The 19,306-nt window shown below is 52.5% G+C and carries 18 protein-coding genes and 3 riboswitches; of the genes, 1 reads left to right on the top strand and 17 read right to left on the bottom strand.

What is annotated here, in order from left to right; genetic code table 11:
• Window positions 1-37: 37 nt before the first annotated feature.
• The gene (melA, locus tag TY10_RS27715) at window positions 38-1,336 is read right to left on the bottom strand and encodes an alpha-glucosidase/alpha-galactosidase (RefSeq protein ID WP_042171262.1); all 1,299 of its coding nucleotides are present in this window, start codon (window positions 1,334-1,336) and stop codon (window positions 38-40) included.
• 178 nt (window positions 1,337-1,514) lie between these two features.
• On the opposite strand from melA, the gene TY10_RS27710 reads away from it, so the two are divergent.
• The gene (locus TY10_RS27710; protein WP_042171260.1) at window positions 1,515-2,360 is read left to right on the top strand and encodes an AraC family transcriptional regulator; all 846 of its coding nucleotides are present in this window, start codon (window positions 1,515-1,517) and stop codon (window positions 2,358-2,360) included.
• 102 nt (window positions 2,361-2,462) lie between these two features.
• Here the strand turns inward: TY10_RS27710 and spoVT are convergent, their stop codons facing one another.
• From spoVT to urtB, 16 genes are all read right to left on the bottom strand, one after another.
• A complete protein-coding gene (gene spoVT / locus TY10_RS27705) occupies window positions 2,463-3,002 on the bottom strand; it encodes a stage V sporulation protein T (protein ID WP_042171258.1) in 540 nt (179 codons plus the stop codon).
• A 362-nt stretch (window positions 3,003-3,364) separates the two neighbouring features.
• Window positions 3,365-3,604: a hypothetical protein gene (locus TY10_RS27700; protein WP_042171255.1), complete on the bottom strand. Its 240-nt coding sequence runs from the start codon at window positions 3,602-3,604 to the stop codon at window positions 3,365-3,367.
• Window positions 3,605-3,618: 14 nt separating this feature from the next.
• Window positions 3,619-4,410: an ABC transporter ATP-binding protein gene (locus TY10_RS27695; protein WP_042171307.1), complete on the bottom strand. Its 792-nt coding sequence runs from the start codon at window positions 4,408-4,410 to the stop codon at window positions 3,619-3,621.
• 114 nt (window positions 4,411-4,524) lie between these two features.
• A riboswitch (guanidine-I (ykkC/yxkD leader) is annotated at window positions 4,525-4,651 on the bottom strand.
• Between the two features lie 170 nt (window positions 4,652-4,821).
• Window positions 4,822-6,636, bottom strand: coding sequence for an allophanate hydrolase (atzF, locus tag TY10_RS27690; RefSeq protein ID WP_042171253.1), 1,815 nt, complete (start codon window positions 6,634-6,636; stop codon window positions 4,822-4,824).
• Window positions 6,633-10,271 carry an urea carboxylase gene (gene uca / locus TY10_RS27685; RefSeq protein WP_042171250.1) on the bottom strand — a complete coding sequence of 1,213 codons (3,639 nt, stop codon included), beginning with the start codon at window positions 10,269-10,271 and terminating at the stop codon, window positions 6,633-6,635. The genes atzF and uca overlap by 4 nt, the downstream gene beginning before the upstream one ends.
• A 29-nt stretch (window positions 10,272-10,300) precedes the next feature.
• The gene (locus TY10_RS27680) at window positions 10,301-10,951 is read right to left on the bottom strand and encodes an urea amidolyase associated protein UAAP2 (RefSeq protein WP_042171248.1); all 651 of its coding nucleotides are present in this window, start codon (window positions 10,949-10,951) and stop codon (window positions 10,301-10,303) included.
• 36 nt (window positions 10,952-10,987) lie between these two features.
• Entirely contained in the window at window positions 10,988-11,704 is a 717-nt protein-coding gene (locus TY10_RS27675; RefSeq protein ID WP_042171246.1) for an urea amidolyase associated protein UAAP1, read from the bottom strand.
• 46 nt (window positions 11,705-11,750) lie between these two features.
• Window positions 11,751-11,868, bottom strand: a riboswitch (guanidine-I (ykkC/yxkD leader).
• Window positions 11,869-11,921: 53 nt separating this feature from the next.
• Window positions 11,922-12,722, bottom strand: coding sequence for an ABC transporter permease (locus TY10_RS27670; RefSeq protein ID WP_042171243.1), 801 nt, complete (start codon window positions 12,720-12,722; stop codon window positions 11,922-11,924).
• Window positions 12,723-12,728: 6 nt separating this feature from the next.
• Complete coding sequence (locus TY10_RS27665; RefSeq protein WP_042171241.1) at window positions 12,729-13,742, bottom strand: ABC transporter substrate-binding protein; 1,014 nt, start codon at window positions 13,740-13,742, stop codon at window positions 12,729-12,731.
• A gap of 87 nt (window positions 13,743-13,829) precedes the next feature.
• A riboswitch (guanidine-I (ykkC/yxkD leader) is annotated at window positions 13,830-13,948 on the bottom strand.
• A 173-nt stretch (window positions 13,949-14,121) separates the two neighbouring features.
• Window positions 14,122-14,310 (bottom strand): type II toxin-antitoxin system antitoxin, encoded by a 189-nt coding sequence (locus tag TY10_RS27660; protein ID WP_042171238.1) that lies wholly within the window; start codon window positions 14,308-14,310, stop codon window positions 14,122-14,124.
• Window positions 14,311-14,322: 12 nt separating this feature from the next.
• Window positions 14,323-15,195, bottom strand: coding sequence for an SPFH domain-containing protein (locus TY10_RS27655; protein WP_042171236.1), 873 nt, complete (start codon window positions 15,193-15,195; stop codon window positions 14,323-14,325).
• Window positions 15,196-15,329: 134 nt separating this feature from the next.
• Complete coding sequence (locus TY10_RS27650) at window positions 15,330-15,605, bottom strand: alpha/beta-type small acid-soluble spore protein (RefSeq protein ID WP_081735528.1); 276 nt, start codon at window positions 15,603-15,605, stop codon at window positions 15,330-15,332.
• A 159-nt stretch (window positions 15,606-15,764) separates the two neighbouring features.
• Complete coding sequence (urtE, locus tag TY10_RS27645; RefSeq protein WP_042171231.1) at window positions 15,765-16,463, bottom strand: urea ABC transporter ATP-binding subunit UrtE; 699 nt, start codon at window positions 16,461-16,463, stop codon at window positions 15,765-15,767.
• On the bottom strand, window positions 16,441-17,217 hold the full coding sequence (gene urtD / locus TY10_RS27640; RefSeq protein ID WP_042171230.1) for an urea ABC transporter ATP-binding protein UrtD: 777 nt from the start codon (window positions 17,215-17,217) through the stop codon (window positions 16,441-16,443). Before urtD ends, urtE begins: the two co-directional genes overlap by 23 nt.
• Entirely contained in the window at window positions 17,189-18,280 is a 1,092-nt protein-coding gene (urtC, locus tag TY10_RS27635; protein ID WP_155986072.1) for an urea ABC transporter permease subunit UrtC, read from the bottom strand. Before urtC ends, urtD begins: the two co-directional genes overlap by 29 nt.
• 18 nt (window positions 18,281-18,298) lie before the next feature.
• Window positions 18,299-19,204 (bottom strand): urea ABC transporter permease subunit UrtB, encoded by a 906-nt coding sequence (gene urtB, locus TY10_RS27630; RefSeq protein WP_042171228.1) that lies wholly within the window; start codon window positions 19,202-19,204, stop codon window positions 18,299-18,301.
• Window positions 19,205-19,306: the final 102 nt, after the last annotated feature.

Here is a 19,306-nt window from a genome sequence, read left to right as displayed (position 1 = left end):
GTGCTTGTCCCGCCCAGAGCAGCCTGAGAAAATCATGTTACTTAAAGGATGGCAGCCAATTGCCATGTGCTTCGATCAAATCGTCGCAGAGCGATACGATATCGTCGAGCGACAATTCAGCCGCAGTATGCGGATCGAACATCGCCGCGTGGTAGATATGTTCTTTTTTGCCCGTTATAGCGGCTTCGATGGTCAACAGCTGCGTGTTAATGTTCGTGCGGTTAAGCGCAGCAAGCTGTGGCGGCAAATCGCCGATAAAAGTCGGCTGGATGCCGGAGCGGTCCACCAGACACGGCACTTCAACGCATGCTTCTTTAGGAAGATTGGTAATGAGCCCTGTATTCATGACGTTGCCTCCGATTTTGTACGGAATGTCCGTCTCCATGGCTTCCATAATGTGCGAAGCATACTCTTCACTACGCTTGTGTTCAACTTTCTTGTCGGCAAGCATTGCATCACGCTGTGCTTCCCAGCCCTTGATCTGCTCGATACAGCGGCGCGGGTATTCGTCGAGCGGAATGTTGAACCGGTCCACAAGCTCCGGATAGTTACGCTTAATGAAGTATGGGTGGTATTCGGCATTATGCTCGGAAGATTCTGTCACGTAGTAGCCAAACTTCTGCATCAGCTCGAAACGCACCATGTCATGATGCTTCTCCTTCTGCAATTCAGCAGCACGGCGCTTCATTTCCGGATACAGGTCGACGCCGTCCTTCGTGGCTTCCAGCAGCCAAGCCATATGGTTGATGCCGGCGATTTTCGTCTTCACACCCGCAGTATCCATACCCAAGTGCTCAAATAGATGCGGTACGCAGCCTTGCACGCTGTGGCAAAGACCAACTGTATTCAAGCCGCCATGTGTAGTCAACACATTAGTCAATACAGCCATTGGATTCGTGTAGTTCATGAACAGCGCATCCGGGCATACTTCTTGAATATCTTTAGCAAAATCAAGCACAACCGGAATCGTGCGCAAATTGCGGAAAATGCCGCCAATGCCAACGGTGTCAGCAATTGTCTGACGCAAGCCGTATTTTTTCGGAATTTCAAAATCCGTAATGGTACAAGGATCGTAGCCGCCTACTTGAATGGCGTTAACGACATATTTTGCACCACGCAGTGCCTCTTTACGGTTCGTGTAGGCTTTGATGACACAAGTGCTGCCAATCGATTCCTTCATATTAAGAAGCAATTGCTCCGACTCGCGCAGCCGGTTGTCGTTGATATCGAATAATGCCAGCTCGAAGCCTTGAAGCGCTTCCGTCAGCATAACGTCACCGAGAACGTTTTTAACAAAAATCGTGCTGCCTGCGCCTAGAAACGTAATTTTGGACATTTCATTCGCCTCCGTCTTATCGTTGAATTTAATACCTTAACTATAAGGCGGAGAGGCATTCGCGAACATGGGTTAAATCCCGAATTACCTGTCATAATTCCTTTTCATTGCGTGATTTCACGCATAATACTATAATAATCCATGTCATAATATTGATTATTCGAAAGGGGTCCCGGCAATGGAAATTTATCAGAAAAAAGAGCCTCCCCAGCGGCAAATGGAGCTGCGCCTGCGCTTCTTCGGAGAAGAGCATTGCCAACCCCTTCATAGCTGGGGACCCGGTCTGAGGGACCTATACATTATCCACTACGTTCACAGCGGCAAAGGGCAATTCTCCACAGGGGGAGAAACCTATAAGCTCTCCGCAGGGTCCGGTTTTCTAATTATTCCAGGGACACTCGTTCATTACACGGCCGACGATACTGACCCGTGGAGCTATAGCTGGATCGGATTCGACGGCCTCCACGCCAGAGCTTTCATGCAGCGTGCAGGACTAAGCGTGTCGCAACCGATTTTCCACGCCAATAACAGAAACGATGCGGAGACCAACTGGTTCGAGGAGGCTCATCGTCTTCTGATGGATGCTTACCAGCGTGAATCAAACGATATATTAGAACAAAGCCTCCTATACCGGTATATAGCAGAGCTTGTTGAATGCTCGGGATCCCGCTCCCATGAGCCCAAGCGGGCAAATTCGAAAGAAGTGTATATGGGCCAAGCCATTACCTTTATCGAAAACAACTATAGCCAAAAAACGACTGTGCAAGACATCGCACAAGCTGTCGGCCTGGATTCGACTTATTTGTCGGGTCTCTTCAAACAGCAATACGGACTGTCGCTGCAATTATTTTTGCTGCAATTCCGGATGAACCGCGCCATAGAGCTGCTCGCTAACCCCGATCTTACGGTCAGTGACATTGCCCGGTCTGTCGGGTACACTGATCCATTCCTGTTCAGCAAAATGTTCAAAAAAACGATCGGAAGCCCTCCCCGCACATATCGGGAACAGCTGGACAAGCCATAAATAAATCTCCAGCCGGATTTAGCTATGCAAAAAAAAGACCCGGCTCCCGATATGCCGCATCGCCGCGCACCGAAAGCCAAGTCTTCGTCCATTCTCTTCAACTTATTGTTCCATTTGTTTCGCTAAAAAGCCTGCAGCCGTCTCGGCCATCTTCGTCTCCATCTGAGACATTTTCACACTATCGTCTTTGCTCAGCAGCACTACTGTGCCGATTGGATCTCCGCCAGCCACGATTGGCGCAGCCACATAAGCGGAGTAAGCATCTTGCACGTCCTTAACGATTTCATAGGTGCCTGCCGCGCCTTCGGCCGTCTTGCGGTTTTCCATACAAGTCTCCAAGAGCGAGCCGATCTGCTTGTCCAGCAGCTCTTTCTTGGAAGCTCCTGCAACGGCGATAACCGTATCGCGATCGGTAATAAGCGTGACATGGTTCGTGCTTTCAAATAAAGACTCGGCATATTCCTTCGCAAAGTCGCCAAGCTCGCCGATTGGGGAATATTTCTTGAGTATAACTTCACCGTCGCGGTCTACGAAGATCTCGAGTGGATCGCCTTCACGGATACGCAATGTGCGGCGAATCTCCTTCGGAATCACCACACGCCCGAGATCATCGATGCGACGTACAATTCCAGTTGCTTTCATTTCATGTTGCCCCACTTTCCTAGAGGATTTTGAGTCGACTGGATATTCCGGCTAGATACAAGCCTTTAATGACTTGCCTGCCCCTTGCGGTAAAAATATTTAGCGTACGGCTAACGGATACGTTCGGGCGATGAACAGCTTATTTGAACATCAGGCGATGCGGGCTGTCCTCGAGATCGAGCGAGTTCGATAACGAATTCGTTGTGAATCTGACCATAGTATTCATCGGCTCCCATTTTCTTATACACAATTCCATGGCAGCAGTTGCGCAACTTGCAGTCTCGCTTCCAAACCGGCCGTTCTTCCAGCATTCCCCGAAAATCTGCAGAGCTTACATGTCTTTTATGAAGTGATCGCATTTTTTAATCGCGTTTATCAGCTTGTTCATACCAAAAACATCCTGCCTCTCTGGAAAGAGCGGCAGGATGTCTGGCGAGCAGTATTCTGGCAGTAATGCCTAACACTTTAAGCAAAACCGGACGCCACCCGCGGGATGGCGGGACGGGGAGTAAAGCAGTCTCAGTCGTATTGAAACCAGATGACGTTTCATTAATGTTTTCCAATTCATTGATTGATTCCAATTTCGTTCCATTAGCTTCCATACTTCCCCTCCTCCTCAATCATGCTTCAGCAACCCGGCCAATTCACGCTTTAGTCCGAGAAACTCCGGAGTCTCTCGCACATCCGGCGCAAGCCGATCCGGCAGCTGCACCTTGAATTCCTTCAATATCCGGCCCGGTCCCGCGCCCATTACAACGATGCGCTGCGACAGAAAAATCGCTTCATCAATATCATGGGTGATGAACAGCACCGTCGTCCGCTCCTTTTCCCAAACTTCCAGCAGCATCTCCTGCATCTCCAGCTTCGTCTGCGCATCAAGCGCGCCAAACGGCTCATCCATCAGCAGCACCTTCGGCTTGTTGGCCAGCGCTCTTGCAATCGCTACCCGCTGCTTCATCCCGCCCGATAGCTGCTTCGGAAATGCTTTATCGAATGACTCCAGCCGAATCGTTCTCAGCCACTCATTGGATATTTTTCTGCGCTCCAGCGTGGGAATACCCTTCAGTTTCGGGCCATATTCGATGTTCTCTCTTACGGTCAGCCATGGAAAGAGCGTATACCCTTGAAAAACCATGCCCCTGTCGGCACATGGACCGATAATCGGTTCGCCATCGAGCATCAATTCCCCTTCGGTTGGCTCATCGAGACCAGCCACCATACGAAGCAGCGTCGATTTGCCGCAGCCTGAAGGACCCAGAATCGTCAGAAATTCATTAGAATCAATCGTCAATTGAATGTCTCGAAGCGCCTCGAACCGGGATTTCTTCGTCTCATACACTTTTTGAATCCCTGAAATCTCAATTCTGCCCCGTTCAGCCACGGTGTCTGCAAGCTTTACTTCCCCCATTTGTACAGCTGTACCTGTATTCACATCAAGCTTCTTGGCTGCCTGCATGGTTCATGCCCCCATCCTCGTCGTAGAGTTGCATTATTCGAATAGCAAAAAACCCGGGAGAAAGTGATCTCCCAGGCTTTTATCCTTCCGTGTATATAGAAGGGCCTCCGCTTGCGGGTGATCGCCTGCTATACGTCATCTCTCGGACCAGACTTGAGCAGCTCAGCTCAACGGAACCCTAGACAACTTTGCTGTTCCCGATTCATCAATCACCGGCAACCTTTATTTTATTATTCCTGTCAGCTAAGTTAACCTTCTTTATCCTTAGATTAAAGCAGACCCGCCGCTTCGTCAATATTAATGTTAGGTATTCTTACATATGAATCAAAATTAACTCTTATCATAGAAGATTACCCCACACTTTCACACGTAACGCCAACCGCCAGCAGCCGTAATATCCTCCGCTCCTTGAGCAGCGTACCCTTCACATATAAAGCCCGGCACTACCGATCCGTCCTCAAGCTCTATCTTGCCGATACCGAGCGGTGCTGGAATGGATGCCACAAACTCGCCAAATCTGTTGAGCGGCATTTCCCATAATTCCACTTCAATTGAAGCTCCCCCGCCTTCCACCTTGATCATCCCCGGTTTCACAGGCACCGTTGGCAGCGTGAACAACTTATACTTAGCAGCCGATCTCGCAGTACGAATATAAACCCCTTCACAGCCAAGCATCTGCTTCTCCAACGGAAAACCTCGCATGTGAAGGCCACATACAGCAATAAGCGTAGTCGCCATTTCCCCGCCCGGCAGACCAAGTTCACGATCTACAACAACCGAATCAGCACCCTCAACATGCACAGGCACCTCTACTTCCATAGCACGCGCTGCCGCCCCAACGATTAAACCTTCGTTCTCCGCCAAGGCAAACATCGTAATGCCGAACGGCAAGTCCGCTTCCGCTTCGCCTGCCGGAATAGCAACAGCACATAGATCGAGCAGATTGCAATGATTCGTATACAGCCCCATCGCGCTGTTAGTCGCAACGGGGTTCAGACGCACCTCTTCACGCGTCCACGTGCCTCCGCACGTTGGCATCACCAGCACGGCATCCGCCAACAATTGGCGCACCTCCAGCTTGAAGCCCGCCAGCTTGTGCATCACCCGGAAGGTAGCAGCAGCCGTCATAGCATCAGAACCACCCGAGCGCAGCACCTGCTCCGTCACCGGAAACACCGTTCCTGACGGACTCGCCTCGACGAAGCCCTCCATTTCTGCCCACCGCTCTGCAATCCATGGCCCATCGTATAAAATCGCCGCAGCCTCTGAGAACAGCGCATCATCAATATACTCGATTATCATGCCGAGCCGGCCCCGCTCCTCCAGCCTAACGAACCGCGCAACCTCCGCATCCCAAGCTTTGCCGTACACATCTGCGAATGGACCGTAAAAACTAGGCCGATTCTTCGGCAAATAAAGCTTTGAAGGCAACTTGGCAGCCGGTTGAGGCAGACTGCGCGACCAAGGATCGGAGGGGTGGGCGCCGCGTGCCACTTGATCCACCGCAAGCACATCCTCCAGGCTATGGGCGAATACAGTCACGCAATCCAAGCTTTCACAAGCCGGAACTACCCCTTTGACTGGCCAAGCGCCAAGGCTGGGCTTGAAGCCAATTAAGCCATTCAACGCAGCCGGCACGCGGCCGGAGCCTGCCGTATCCGTACCTAGAGAAAATGCCGCATGACCAAGTGCAACTGCTACCGCCGAGCCCGAGCTCGAACCGCCGCTAATCAATTCAGGACGAAGGGAGTTAACCGTTTCCCCATACGGACTTCTCGTTCCGACAAGCCCCGTCGCGAATTGATCAAGATTCGTTTTGCCAACCGGTATAGCCCCCGCTTCTACCAGCCGCTCCACGACAGCCGCATGATGGGCAGGTATATAGGCATACTCGGCACAGCCCGCCGTAGTGGGCAGGCCAGCCACATCCATATTGTCCTTAACCGCGAATGGAATACCCCAAAGCGGTGCATCAGCGGGAGCTAGACTAGCCAACCGGTCCAAATACAGCTGGATGTGCTCGTAAGACGGCGGGGTGATCCATATATTTTTAGCGTCGTCGGCCTTAGCTCGTTCCACAATACTAGCAATCACAACTTCTGGCGAAAGATGCCCTGCTGCATACTGTTCCTTCAACCATCCGATAGATAAAACGATTGGCATATTCAAAACCGTCATCCTGCCACCACCCCAATTTCTGTCGTAATGCCGACGATTAGCTGCCCCGTATGCACTTCATCGCCCGGCTTGACGAAGACGGAAGCCACAACGCCATCACAGGAAGCCTGCTGCGAGAATTCCATCTTCATACTCTCAATAATAAGCAGCGTGTCACCTTTCTTAACCGCTTCACCCGGCGAGACAAGCACCTTCCATACACTTCCCGGCATATTGCAGCGCACCGCTTCCGTTCCGGGTGGAAGCGTCTCTTCCTCATCCAATTGTCCCGAATCGCTTTCCGACACATATTCAGCCAGACCAAGCGCCTTCCAGCTCTCTCTTTCCGCAGTAAAAGCCGCACGCTGCTTCACGCGGAATTGCTCCACACTGTCCCCGATCTCTTCTAAGAAAGCCAGATACTCTCCCAAATCAAAAGTCGTCTCTACGATCTCAGCTTCATAGCGGCCGCGCGGAAAATCTTCGCGAAGACGAAGCAGCTCGTCGGCGCTTACCGGGAAAAACTGAATCTGATCGAAGAACCGGAGCAGCCAAGGCTTACCTGGCTGAAAGCTTTCCGTCGTACGGAGCTTGTTCCACATCTGGATTGTCCGGCCGACAAATTGATAGCCGCCAGGCCCTTCCATCCCATACACGCACATGTAGGCGCCGCCTATGCCAACCGCATTCTCCGGCGTCCAGGTGCGGGCCGGATTGTACTTCGTCGTTACGAGACGATGACGCGGATCCATCGGTGTTGCCACAGGCGCGCCCAGATAAACGTCACCAAGTCCCAGTACCAGATAACTTGCGTCATACACAATGCTCTGCACCTCATCGATACTGCCCAGCCCGTTAATTCGGCGGATAAACTCGATGTTGCTCGGACACCAAGGCGCATCGGACCGTACCGTCTGCTGATAGCGGTCAATCGCTTGCTGAGTAGCCGGATCATCCCACGAGAGCGGGAGCCGGACGATTCGCGAAGGCACTTGGATTGACTCCAGCGGCGGAAGCTTACGATCGAGTTCAAGAATAAGACGGCAGGCCTCGCCCACCGTTATTCGCGAGCGATCCACATGCACTTGCAGCGAGCGGATGCCCGGCGTCAAATCCAGCACAGGAAGGTCCGCACAGTCGCGAATGGCATCCATTAAGACATGCACTTGGAAACGCAGCAGCAGATCAAGCTCCAACGCGCCATATTCCACGAGCAGATTCTCATCGCCGCTGCAGCGAATCGTAATTGGAAAACGCCGCCCCACAGATTCGCTCACTAACAGCGGGTAAGATGGCGCCAACAAACGATCCGGCTTGGGCGGCAAGCTTAATTCAGCAAGTGCCTGCACATCTCCACGACCAATCGCTTGCAGATTTGCTTCTTGAGCCTCACGCAGCGCATCTGCCTCCTCCAGCGTCAGCAGACGGAAGCTCACTTTGTCGCCGGGATGCAATTGGCCCAGCTTCCAGAACTCCGCGGAGGCTGTCGTTACCGGACAGACGAAACCGCCAAGACTTGGCCCGTCCGGACCGAGCAAAATCGGCATATCGCCGGTCAGATCCAGCGTCCCAATTGCATACGCATTGTCATGAATATTAGAAGGATGAAGCCCCGCTTCACCTCCATCCTCTCGGGTCCACAGCGGAGCCGGTCCAATTAATCGCACGCCGGTCCGGGAGCTGTTGAAATGCACCTCCCATATCGTCTCGGTAAGCTGCGTCAAATACTCCGCCCGCAAAAACTCCTCCGTGCAATGCGGACCCGGAATAACGCCAATCGTCCACTCCCGGACAACAGCTGGAAGAAATGCTTCATCGATATACCCGCTCCATGGCGGCGGCTGATGACCGCCATTCACCCGCAGCACGTCGCCCGCGCGAAGCGCCCGTCCGCCGTGGCCACCAAAGCCGCCTAACGTAAAGGTTGCAGAACTGCCCAATATGCGGGGCATATCCAACCCTCCTGCGAGCAGCAAGTACGTCCGCAGCCCAGCAGAAGTCTCACCGAAGCGAAGCACCTGACCACGATCAGCGCGCAACGGCCGGTGGAGCGGAACAGGCTCCCCATCCAGCTCTGCCCCCATATCCGCGCCAGTGAGACAAAACCAAATATCGTCGCGAAACTTATAAGCGCCGCCGCGCAGCGTCAGTTCGAGACCTGCCGCATCGTCGGCATTGCCAAGCAGCTTGTTGCCAATCCGGAATGAGTACGGGTCCATCGGTCCGCATGGCGGCACCCCTACATCCCAGTGTCCAACCCGTCCAGGAAAATCCTGTACCGTCGTCTGGATCCCTCCGTCCAGCACCTCAAGCGCAGCCTCAGCCGGAGCAAACCCCTCCAGCATTCGCGTGTAGACCAGACCGTCTCGGCATTCTGCCTCCTGAAGCAGCGCCTGCAAATATTGCAGATTGGTTGTAATGCCGAACATCCTGGTTTCACCCAGCGCGGCTAGGAGCTTCGCGATAGCCTCTTCGCGATCCTTGCCGTGTACGATGATTTTCGCCAGCATCGGATCGTAAAGCGTCGTAATTTGAATGCCATCCCTCACCCAGCTCTCATTACGGGCATTCTCGGAAAATACCGCCCGGTCCAGCTGACCGGCGCTCGGACGGAAGTTCTGCAAGCAATCCTCGGCATAGATTCGAGCTTGTATGCTATGTCCTTGGGGTTCGGGAACCAAAGTCTCCAGCCCCCGCAATTCTCCCGCAGCTTCGCGAACCATCCACTCGACAAGGTCGATGCCCAGCACTTCCTCCGTCACACCGTGCTCCACTTGCAGCCTTGTATTCACTTCGAGGAAATAGAAGGCGCAGCTCTCCGGATCATATAGATATTCCACCGTCCCGGCGCTGCGGTAGCCTACTTCAGCAGCAAGCCGAGTAGCGGAAGCAAGCAGACCGGCACGCACGGCTTCCGGCAGATTCGGCGCCGGACTTTCCTCAACTACCTTCTGATTGCGGCGCTGGATGGAGCAGTCGCGCTCTCCAAGCGCAACGACCTCACCGAATTCATTGCCGAAAATTTGCACCTCGACATGACGGGCTCTGGCGATATATTTCTCCAAAAACAAGCCGCCGTTTTTGAAATTCGTTTCGGCCAGATGACGCACGCCGTCATAAGCGGCGATCAGCGCTCCCTCATCGTCGCACACTCTCATCCCAATACCGCCGCCGCCAGCAGTACTTTTCAAGATGACCGGGTAGCCGATTCGATCGGCCTCACTCAAAGCTTCCGCAAGTTCCGTAATGAGCGGTGTACCCGGCAGCATCGGGACTCCCGCCTTTTCCGCCAGCTCCCGCGCGGAATGCTTCAGCCCGAACTGCTCCATCTGCTCCGGCGTCGGACCGATGAACACAATGCCTTGCTCACGGCAGGCTCGCGCAAAATCTGCATTTTCACTTAAAAATCCATAGCCAGGATGGATCGCCTGCGCCCCGGTCTCCATAGCCGTCTTGAGGATGAGCTCCGCATTCAAATAACTTTCCTTAGCCGGGCCATCACCAATCAACACCGCTTCATCCGCCTCATCGACATGCCGACTGTCTTGATCCGCTTGTGTATAGACAGCAACGGACCGGATGCCGAGCCGGCGCAGCGTCCGCTCTATACGTACAGCGATAGCACCGCGGTTAGCAATTAGCACTTTTGTAAACATCATGTATTCCCCCTTAGCGAGCGTCCGTTTCAATTCTCCCAGATCAAGACGCGAATCGGCGTCGGATTATAGCCATTACAAGGATTGTTCAATTGCGGGCAATTGCTGATCAAGACTGTCGTTCGGCCAAGCGATTCAAGCTCCACGTACGCCCCTGGCGACGATACACCGTCGTCAAACTTTAAACCGCCATTGCTCGTTACCGGGACATTCATGAAGAAATTGATGTTTGGCGCCAGATCACGCTTCGAATACGACCCGCCCCGCTTCGCCAGCTGCAGCATAAACGTATCCCGGCAGTTATGCATATGAAGCTTCTCATGGGCGTAGCGGACGGTGTTGCTCTGAGCCGAGCAAGAACCGCCCACCGTATCATGACGGCCGCAGGTATCAGCAACAATCCGAAGAAGCGCCTTTCCCGACTCAGCAAGCAAGACGGACCCCGCCGTCAAATAAATATTTTTTTGCCCGGCTATTGTCGCCACGGCACTATAGTGATCCTCCGGATCATCCGCAGCGTAAAATATCGTGTCCGCCGCTTGATTGCCTTCCATATCCACGATCCGCAGCACCTGTCCTGGCTTCAGGTCATACATCCAGCCGTCCCCCGCCAGTACCGTTGCCTCATAGACTGCATCTGCCTCATCTCTCACGCTTTCTACCCGATTAAATACCGTCATCGCAAACTTCCTCCCTCGTAAAATGATCGTTTCCCGCTAAATGCCGAGCAGCAGCTGGTACTCCCAAGTATTTTCGAACGCCCTTACGTTCTCAGGGCGATAATGGACACAATAGTCGCTGTCCCGATCAACCGCGGCCGCTTCCGACACTTCGAGCAGCACAGGAACAGAAGGATAGACGACGCGGGAATCCAGCGGATTCGGCGTGTTCGACAGAAGCAGCAGCACATCCATCTCCGTGCGGAGCGTGACCGTCGCCCCCGCCGGACAATGAAGCTCGTCATAATGCATGTCGCCTTCATTATCACAGCTGACTTTGGCAAACAAATTGACGACAGGCATCATATCCCGCACCCCCAGTCCGCTGCGCACCAGCTCAACTGCGAAATTTTCCTGACCGCTCCTCAGCCAATCATTGCGCTGCTGCTGGTAATTTGTCAGCCCGTATTTGTGATCCGTCAGCGACCGGCTCATGTAACCGGCTATCGGATCATGCCAGCCCAGGCTATCCTCCACAATACTGGCCAGAACACGGCCGTTGTCGCTCATTAGTGTATGCCCCCGCGTCAAACGCGCTGTATATTGCGCCTTCAACGTATCCGGCATGTTGTAACGCTCTGTCAAATCTCTCGCATTGAACAACAGAATTGATAAGTTCGCCCCGGCCTCTTGAGCCGTAAAGCGAACCAGCCTCCCTTTGCCGATACTTCCCGACCACTTGCCGCCCGCTTCTATCGTTTTGCTCCACATCATGCCGCGTTCCTCCCGCTTGTTTAAAATAGAAAAAGCCAAGGAGCTGTTCTCCCAGGCTTTTATCCTTCCGTGTTATATGGCGAAGCGCCATACGCCGTCTCTCGGTCCAGCCCTGTTAGAATGACTACACGCATCCCATCAGCGGAACCCTAGACAACTTTTTTCGTCCCCATTTGCTGCTTAACCGGGAACCTTTATTTAACTGTTCAATCAGCCGCTAGGCCCAAGGGAAAAACCGCTTGTTCATGAAGGCGAATATCCGATCACTTATGAGACCAAGCAAACCAATAACGATGATGCCGACAAAGATTTGATCCGTATTCAAAAATCGCTGTGCCTTCATAATCGCATACCCCAAACCGCTGTTGACGGCCACAAGCTCAGCCACTACCAGATACGTCCATGCCCAGCCGAGAATGAGACGAAGCGTATGCATTAATTGCGGCTGCATGGCCGGGATCAACACCGTCTCAATGGCCTTCCAGCGGCTTGCTCCCAGCGTGAAGGAGGCTTGCAGCAGGTCATGCGACACCCGGCGCGTGTTGTCGGCAACCATCAGAACGAGCTGGAAAAAGCAGCCGATGAAGATGAGCAATATTTTCGCCCATTCACCGATACCCGCCCACACCATAATGAGCGGAATGAAAGCAACCGCCGGCATGTAACGGATGAACTCCATAGGCGGTTCCACCACAGCTTCGCCGTATTTGAACGTCCCGGCAAACAGGCCGATCGGAATGCCGACGATGCAAGCAAGCAGGAAGCCGGCCGAGACGCGGAACACGCTAATGCCGATATGATGCCAGTAGGCCTCCGTACCAAGCTGCCTGAACAATTCCATTAGCACTTGATGCGGCTCCGGCAGAAAAACCGGATTGACGAGCTTCATATAACTAAGCACCGACCAGATCAACAGCAGGGCTAGGAAGGAAGCTCCTGCTGTCAGGGCAAATGGCTTTGCTCCTATTTCTTTGAAGATTTGCATACGATACGGCTTGCGTCTGTTGACCGGTTTCATCTCGCATCACTTCCTTGCTGCCGTATTTTTAACGAATTGCGAGTCGAACATGACGCTTACGTCTTTAATCTCATCGACCATATCGAGCCCCTTCAAGAAAGCCGCCGTTTTTCCTGCCGTATATTCAAGCGACGTATATTCATCCCGCTTCTCAAACGCATGAAGATTATCCTCTACCGAGAACAGCTTGATACTGTCCATACCAAGCTTGAAATCTTCGGGAGACGTCTCCGCCTTCCCCGCAAGCAAGGAGATGGCCTCCTCCTGATTTTCCTGGAAGTAAGCGACCGCATCGAACCAGGCATCTACGATTTTCTGGATCTCTTCCGGCCTTTCCTTTACCATCTTCTCCCGGAATACGAGCAAGTCAGGAATAAGCCCCGGCGTATCCTTCGATGAGAACAATACCTTGCCCTTCCCTTCCTTCACCGCAATCGTCTGGAAAGGCTCCCACAGCACCGATGCATCGGTTTTGCCGGATATAAAAGCAGGACCCGCGTCGTTGACAGTCATATTGACGTAATTAATATCCGTTTCTTTCATGCTATTCTCCGCGAGAGCAGTGAGCAGCAGCAGATGATCTACCGTCCCCAGCTCGGTCGCAACGGTTTTACCTTTCAATTCCGCAATGGAGTTGATGTTCGCTTTGCTGACAATCGCATCGCCGCCAAAAGAATTATCATTCACAAGCACTGCTTTGAGCGGGATTCCTTTGGAGATCGGAGCTAGCGTATCGCTAAGTGTCTGGCTGTTAGCGTCAACCTTGCCCGTCGCGAGAGCTTGAAGCGAGTCACTGTAGACAGGGAAAAACTCCAGCTTAACTTGAACCCCGTGCTTTTCGAAAAAGCCCTTTTCCTCCGCCAAATACCACATATACCAGCCGGGCCAAGGACTGAGCGCAATTGTAACCGGACTTCCCGCTCCTCCAGAAGCTTTAGAGCCGCCTCCGCAGCCTGCAATGGTGAACATCGCGATCACAAGCAACAGGCTGCACAGTCTCTTCATCGTCAACTTTTCCATTCTCCCCACTCCTTGTCTATTTCGCTCCGAACAGCCAATCGTGCTGCCCTCCGGGCTCTAAAATAAACAAAAGCCTGAGAGAATGTAATCTCCCAGGCTTTTATCCTTCCGTGTTATACAGCCCGATCAGACTGTACGCCGTCTCTTGGACCAGACTTGATTCTCTGCATATGCAAAGCCTCAACGGAACCCTAGACAGCATTTTCGCTCTCATCCTCATCAATTAGAAGGACAGAACCTTTATTTAATTGTCAGAAAACCTAACGTTTAATCGTAGTATAGTAGGGAGCGTATGGATTTGTCAATATTAATGTTAGATTATATAACATAAATAAAAAATGGCCGAATCATTCCCGTATCGGAACAATCGGCCATCCCTTTATTCTTCTTGTGATTGCGGTTTGCTGGAGGAAGGCTTCGGCAGCCTTCCCGCTTTCCCGAGCACTTCCCTGAGCAAAAACTCGATATGGCCGTTGACGCTGCGGAATTCGTCATTTGCCCATTGCTCCAGCGCACGGTGAATATCAGGATCAAGGCGCAGCGCGAAAGCTTTCTTTTCTTTCCCCATCAGGAGTCTCCTTTAGGTATAAAGAGATCCAGTATTGATGACCGGCGTTGCCGCGCGGTCCGAAACGATGGCTACCATCAAATTGTTCACCATCGCCGCACGCCTCTCCGCATCAAGCTCGATCCCATTCTCGATTAATTGCTTCAAAGCAGAGTCCACCATACCAACCGCGCCTTCAACAATCTTTTGCCTAGCGGACACGATTGCAATTGCCTGCTGCCGCTGGAGCATTGCACTTGCAATTTCCGGGGCATAAGCCAGGTGCGTCAGTCTCGTCTCTATCACTTTCACACCCGCCACGGACAAACGTGTCTGCAGCTCCTTCATCAGCTCATTCGCCACTTCATCCGCATTGCCTCTTAATGACAACGCATCTTCGTTCTCGAACGTATCATAGGCGTATTGAGCCGCTGTATGCCGAACCGCCGTTTCGCTTTGAATCGCAACAAATTTCTCATAATTATCGACATCAAAGCTTGCTTTAGCCGAGTCCGTTACTTTGAAAACGACAACTGCTCCGATTTCGATAGGGTTGCCCTCCGCATCATTAACCTTCAGCGTCTGGCTATTGAAGTTGCGCACCTTTAACGAAACCGTGCTCTTGTTCGTGAACGGCAGCACCATCCACATTCCGCTTCTTGAGACGGTCCCTACATACGAACCGAAAAACGTAATGACCTTGGAGTCATTCGGCTGCACGATCGTCAGCGACGACACCGCTACAACAAATACAGCACCAAGAACAATCCCTAACACAATGAAGACTGCATTCGTTTCCGTTGATGTCGAACCGGCTACAATGAGTGCTATCCCGCCAGCAATTGACGCCAATGCAATGAGCAGCGCCAGAAACCCGTTAACATGCCATGCTTGTTTTTCCTTCATAGAACCAGCCCCTTATATTATTTTGATATGATCATGATATCACTTTTTACATTATAAGTAAACCACAAATAAATAAGCCGCCCTTCCGATCCCGTGCTGCGATCTTCAGGACGACCTGTTATTCAGCTCCATAATTATTGTCTGGCCAACTTCTCCTGCGCCAGCCGGATCATCTCGCGCACCATAGAGCCCCCGATTTTCCCGCCGATCTGACCGGCATCCTCCGTCTTCAAATCCCCGTTATCTCCCGGCTTGAGCGGAATACCCAATTCACTCGCCACCTCATACTTCACTCCATCAGGATTATTGGGATCAACCGTATATCCTTCTTGCCGCATCACATCGGCTTTGAAGTTCTGCATCGCCGCTCTAGCCCCCGGCACCAGCAGCCTTCGATTTCTTCTAGCCACATTGTCACCACCCTTCACCCTATTTATCGTTTATCACGCCAACTACCTCCATACTTTTCCCTACCTCCTTGCATTTATGAACAACAATAGCCGGCCTTTTCGCGAAAACGTCTTTTAACGCTTCCACAAAGAGGCCGGCTATCACTTACCACTCGCCGTCTACACCGTCAGATACTTTTTAATAACATCATCCGTCAACGATTCCAAGCCGCCTTCCCAAGCGACCGCACCCTTCTCTAGGACATAAAAATAATCGCCAACGCTTTTCACAAACTCCAAGCTTTGCTCCACCAGCAAAATCGCCGTCTTGCCATCTGCCTTAATAGATCGAATGACATCCCGAATATCGTCGACAATAGATGGTTGGATACCTTCGCACGGCTCATCAAGCAGAAGCACCTCCGGCTTCGATGCCAGCGCTCGCGCGAATGCCAGCTGTTGCTGCTGCCCGCCGCTCAAGTCGCCGCCGCGTCTAGCGTACATTGTCGGCAGCACGGGAAAATTAGCAATCGCCTCCTGCGGAATGGATTTCGCAGATTTGTCGCGGGAAGCCTCTAATCCAATCAATATATTCTCGTAAACGGTCAGCTGCCCGAATATTTCACGGCCCTGCGGCACATAGCCAATGCCGCTCTTTGCGCGCCGCCCCGGCGCTTGCTTCGTCAATTCCTGCCCGTTGTAGGAAACCACGCCTCCTCGAGCCTTAAGCAGCCCCATAATGCTTTTCATAAGCGTCGTTTTGCCAACTCCGTTACGGCCGAGCAGACACACGACCTGTCCTGGCTTCACCTTCAGTGACACATTGCGAAGGATAACACTTTCACCATAACCCGCTTCAAGCTGTTGAACGGCTAACATCCGCATCCCGCCTTTTTCCCAAGTAGACTTCAGCCACACGATCATCCCGCTGCACTTCCTCCATCGTCCCTTCCTTGAGCAGCTTCCCCTCATGCATGACCGTCACCTTGCTCGCAAAATTACGGACAAATTCCATGTCGTGCTCCACAACAACGATAGAGCGCTGGCGTGAAATCTCAATCAGCAGCTCACCCGTTTTATCCGTTTCCTTATCCGTCATACCGGCGACCGGTTCATCAAGAAGCAGCACTTCCGGCTCCTGCAGCAGCATCATACCGATCTCCAGCCATTGCTTCTCGCCATGAGACAGACCTCCCGCGCGCCAATCCGCCTTATCCTGCAGCCCGATCATCTCCAACTGATACTCTATTCGAGCAGCATCCTCCGCCTTCATTCTCGCGAACAGCACGGTGAATACACCACGCCGCTGGCGCATTGCGATCTCCAGATTCTCAGCTACTGTCATCGACGGAAATATCGAAGGCGCCTGAAATTTGCGTCCGATGCCGAGCTCGGCGATCTGATGCTCTTTTTTCTTCGCGATATCGACAGATTCCTTGAACGTAACACGGCCGGACGCCGGACGCACTTTGCCGCAGATGACATCAAGCATCGTCGTTTTCCCGGCGCCGTTAGGCCCGATTAGGAAGCGCAGCTCCCCTTTCTTAAGCTGTAAACTCATCCCTTGCACCGCCTTGAAGCCGTCAAACTCCACCGTCACTTCATCACACCGCAGGATACTCGACTCCATCATGCTTTGGCTCACTCCTTTTTTTGCCTTTGCCTAGCTTAAACTTGCTAGCAAGCCCCATCAGCCCGTTTGGCAGGAATACGACCACCACAATAAATACCGCTCCAAGAAAATACGTCCAGCCCTCCGGATACGTCGTGCTGAACTCACTCTTCGCCCAGTTCATCAGCACCGCGCCGAGCGCTGCGCCAATTAACGTGCCGCGACCCCCGATCGCAACCCACAGCACCATCTCAATAGAAGGAACGATCCCCATCATCGACGGGGAAATGATTCCGACATGGAGTACAAACAACATGCCAGCGATGCCAGCCAACGCAGCAGAAATCGTGAAAATGACCATTTGATAGACAGCCGGATTGTAGCCAATGAAGCGCACCCGGTTCTCACCGTCTCGAATGGCGCACAGCACCTTGCCAAACCGGCTCTTGACGATATAGCGGCAAAGGATAAAAACAGCGATCAGCACCGCCGCAGTAATCCAATACAGCATCCGCTTCGTATCGGAGGATGCAATAGACTGGCCGAGGATCTTGCTATAGCCGGTAACACCGTTCGTCCCGCCTGTATAAGCTTGCTGGCCGACGAGCAGTGTCGTCGTAATAATGACCAAAGCCTGCGTCAGAATCGTAAAGTAAACACCCCGAATGCGGTTGCGGAACGTGAAGAAGCCTAGGAGAAGCGCCAGTGAAGCGGGTATGAGAATGCCCATTAGCACTGTAAATCCAAAGTTTTCGAACGGCTTCCAGAACCAAGGCAGCTGATTCAGGCCGCTCCAGCCCATAAAGTCCGGCAGCTTGCCGCCGCCCGCCTCCAGCTTCAAATACATCGCCATCGCATAGGCACCAAGACCGAAGAAGATGCCATGACCCAAGCTTAGAATACCGGTAAAACCCCAGATCAGATCAAGCCCAAGCGCCACAATAGCGAATGCGAGAAATTTCGCAAGCAGATTCAATCGAAAATCACTTAGAAATAGCGGAGCCGAGAATAGAGCAGCAGCCGCGGCAGCATATCCAATCAACAGCCAGATCCGCCCTGGCGTTAATTTTTTCAGCGTCAACATCCGTCTCTCCACCTCTCTCTATGAATCAAGCGAACGCGAGCGCATCGCCACGAACCCCATCGGTTTCCATTGCAAAAAAGCAACGATACAGAGGAATACGAGCACCTTGCCGAGCGAAGCATTCGTCCAATATTCGAACATTGTATTAAATACGCCGATTCCCATTGCGCCAAGCACTGTGCCGACCAGCTTGCCGACACCGCCAAGAACGACTACCATAAACGCATCGACGATATAGTAGGTACCAAGGGACGGCCCAATAGGACCCAACAGCGTAAGCGCACACCCTGCGATACCCGCTATGCCTGAGCCGATCGCAAAGGTCATGGCATCAACGCGTCTGGTAGATACACCAAGACAAGCAGCCATATCGCGATTCTGCATCACAGCACGCATTCTGCGCCCCTCTAGGCTGCGGTAAATGTAGAAGTACATGGCAAGCAAGCATAGGGCAACAAGCCCAATAATGAACAATCGCTTATAAGGCAGCACGGCACCTAACACCTCTACACCGCCGTTAAACCAAGACGGGCTCGTAACCGCAACATTTGGCGCCCCGAAGATCGATCTCGCCAGCTGCTGCAGCACCAATCCAACGCCCCAGGTGGCCAACAAACTGTCGAGCGGCCTGCCATACAGGAAGCGAATGAGGCTCATTTCTAAAATAAGGCCAAGCACAAAAGCAATAAGGAAGCTGACCGGAATCGCCAGCACAAAATACCAGTCGAAAAGCGATGGCGGCAATATGTCTTTAAAAATATTTTGCGTTAAATAGGTGGAGTAGGCGCCGATCATTATAAGCTCACCATGCGCCATGTTGATGACCTTCATCAATCCGAACGTAATAGCGAGACCTAATGCAATGAGAAGCAGAATCGAGCTAACGCTCAGCCCGTTGAATAACTGCAGCGTAAATACTTCCATATGCCTTCAACTCCTTCATGATTTGCGCGTCGCCGCCCACTGCAACAACAGAGGGAGTATCTATCTATTGCCCTAGAATACTCCCTCCGCCTGTTACCGTTT

It is taken from the genome of Paenibacillus gorillae (assembly GCF_000513275.1).
Lineage (GTDB): Bacteria > Bacillota > Bacilli > Paenibacillales > Paenibacillaceae > Pristimantibacillus > Pristimantibacillus gorillae.
Note: the sequence above shows the minus strand (reverse complement) of the source record. Positions and strands in the feature narration are given on the sequence as shown.

What these genes read in the sequence shown, in the direction of transcription:
- melA (WP_042171262.1), bottom strand. Translation starts at nt 1,336, where the DNA reads ATGTCCAAAATTACGTTTCTAGGCGCAGGCAGCACGATTTTTGTTAAA.
- TY10_RS27710 (WP_042171260.1), top strand. Translation starts at nt 1,515, where the DNA reads ATGGAAATTTATCAGAAAAAAGAGCCTCCCCAGCGGCAAATGGAGCTG.
- spoVT (WP_042171258.1), bottom strand. Translation starts at nt 3,002, where the DNA reads ATGAAAGCAACTGGAATTGTACGTCGCATCGATGATCTCGGGCGTGTG.
- TY10_RS27700 (WP_042171255.1), bottom strand. Translation starts at nt 3,604, where the DNA reads ATGGAAGCTAATGGAACGAAATTGGAATCAATCAATGAATTGGAAAAC.
- TY10_RS27695 (WP_042171307.1), bottom strand. Translation starts at nt 4,410, where the DNA reads ATGGGGGAAGTAAAGCTTGCAGACACCGTGGCTGAACGGGGCAGAATT.
- atzF (WP_042171253.1), bottom strand. Translation starts at nt 6,636, where the DNA reads ATGACGGTTTTGAATATGCCAATCGTTTTATCTATCGGATGGTTGAAG.
- uca (WP_042171250.1), bottom strand. Translation starts at nt 10,271, where the DNA reads ATGTTTACAAAAGTGCTAATTGCTAACCGCGGTGCTATCGCTGTACGT.
- TY10_RS27680 (WP_042171248.1), bottom strand. Translation starts at nt 10,951, where the DNA reads ATGACGGTATTTAATCGGGTAGAAAGCGTGAGAGATGAGGCAGATGCA.
- TY10_RS27675 (WP_042171246.1), bottom strand. Translation starts at nt 11,704, where the DNA reads ATGATGTGGAGCAAAACGATAGAAGCGGGCGGCAAGTGGTCGGGAAGT.
- TY10_RS27670 (WP_042171243.1), bottom strand. Translation starts at nt 12,722, where the DNA reads ATGAAACCGGTCAACAGACGCAAGCCGTATCGTATGCAAATCTTCAAA.
- TY10_RS27665 (WP_042171241.1), bottom strand. Translation starts at nt 13,742, where the DNA reads ATGGAAAAGTTGACGATGAAGAGACTGTGCAGCCTGTTGCTTGTGATC.
- TY10_RS27660 (WP_042171238.1), bottom strand. Translation starts at nt 14,310, where the DNA reads ATGGGGAAAGAAAAGAAAGCTTTCGCGCTGCGCCTTGATCCTGATATT.
- TY10_RS27655 (WP_042171236.1), bottom strand. Translation starts at nt 15,195, where the DNA reads ATGAAGGAAAAACAAGCATGGCATGTTAACGGGTTTCTGGCGCTGCTC.
- urtE (WP_042171231.1), bottom strand. Translation starts at nt 16,463, where the DNA reads ATGTTAGCCGTTCAACAGCTTGAAGCGGGTTATGGTGAAAGTGTTATC.
- urtD (WP_042171230.1), bottom strand. Translation starts at nt 17,217, where the DNA reads ATGATGGAGTCGAGTATCCTGCGGTGTGATGAAGTGACGGTGGAGTTT.
- urtC (WP_155986072.1), bottom strand. Translation starts at nt 18,280, where the DNA reads ATGTTGACGCTGAAAAAATTAACGCCAGGGCGGATCTGGCTGTTGATT.
- urtB (WP_042171228.1), bottom strand. Translation starts at nt 19,204, where the DNA reads ATGGAAGTATTTACGCTGCAGTTATTCAACGGGCTGAGCGTTAGCTCG.